Origin of the sequence: Sphingomonas asaccharolytica NBRC 15499 (genome assembly GCF_001598355.1) — a bacterium.
In the GTDB taxonomy this organism is placed as follows: Bacteria; Pseudomonadota; Alphaproteobacteria; order Sphingomonadales; family Sphingomonadaceae; genus Sphingomonas; species Sphingomonas asaccharolytica.
This window is the reverse complement of record NZ_BCYU01000182.1, coordinates 1-991: the sequence shown is the minus strand read 5'-3', so window position 1 is coordinate 991 and position 991 is coordinate 1. Positions and strand designations below refer to the sequence as shown.

Below are 991 nucleotides of genomic sequence, written 5' to 3'. Positions count from 1 at the left end.
CGGGCGGGCGAAGCCCGCCCCGACGGACGGCGCGGCTTTGCCGCGCCGCCTGCCGAGGGTTAGCGATTACCGGTAACGCCAGCCACCGCGCCAGCGTTCGCGATGCTGCCAATAGCGACGGCCATCCCAATAGCCGCGACTGGGATAATAATTGCCGATGACCAGTCGGACGCTCGGACCGCCGGCATAATAACCCGGTCCGCGATTGGGGACGCAGCGGTCGTGCCAACCGCGATGCCAGCCACGCCCGCATCCGTCGCGCGCCATGGCTGGGGTGGCGGCGACCAGCATCGTGCCGACGGCGGCCAAAGCCAGAATCATCTTGTTACGCATGGTGACCTCTCACTTCTTGTTACCCGCCCGGTCGCGCGTCGAACGCCGCCGGACATGCCATTAACGCACGACCGCGAAATTCCCTCCGGTCGGGGCGCAAGTGAAACGATCTTGTTTGAGGCCGGCTGCGGCAAGCAGCGCAACCATTGCCATGCCGGGCAAGGCTATTTTTCCTTGCCTTTGCCGCCGGGCCTGCTGCCGCCATCGCCTCGCGGCAATCCGCCGTTGCGCGGTCCCGGCGTCATGCCGACCGGCCGCGCCGCCGGCGGCGCTGGCGCGACTCGCACTGCTGCGGGTGGCGGGGGCGGAGATGGCGGGGGCGGGGGCGGGGGCGGCACCGACACCGGTGCGCGGGGTGGCGTGAAGCTGGGCCGCGGGATGCGGACGGGCCGCTCGAAGCGACCATCGCCGCGCGGGGAGCCGGGTGCCGGTGAGGCCGTGGGCGCGGGTGAAGGTGCCGGCGCCGGCGGCGCGACCATCGGCGGCCTATCGCCGCCCCTTTGAAACCGCGGCCAACGCGTCGGGCGACCGCTACCATCGCCGCCCGGGAGCGGAGAAGCGGTGGCCGGCGGCGATGACGGGGAGGTCACCGGAGCAGCGGGCGAGACCGGCGCAGGCGAACCCGGGACGGGCCGGTCGAAGCGCGGCGGATAGGGCC

The 991-nt window shown here is 72.1% G+C and carries 2 protein-coding genes; one reads left to right on the top strand and one right to left on the bottom strand.

Translation table 11 applies throughout. The features are described 5' to 3' along the window. Positions 1 to 66: 66 nt before the first annotated feature. Entirely contained in the window at positions 67 to 333 is a 267-nt protein-coding gene (locus SAS01S_RS21985) for a GCG_CRPN prefix-to-repeats domain-containing protein (protein WP_066813393.1), read from the bottom strand. Positions 334 to 444: 111 nt separating this feature from the next. On the opposite strand from SAS01S_RS21985, the gene SAS01S_RS21980 reads away from it, so the two are divergent. Further along, the gene (locus SAS01S_RS21980) at positions 445 to 837 is read left to right on the top strand and encodes a hypothetical protein (RefSeq protein WP_066813389.1); all 393 of its coding nucleotides are present in this window, start codon (positions 445 to 447) and stop codon (positions 835 to 837) included. Positions 838 to 991 lie beyond the last annotated feature (154 nt).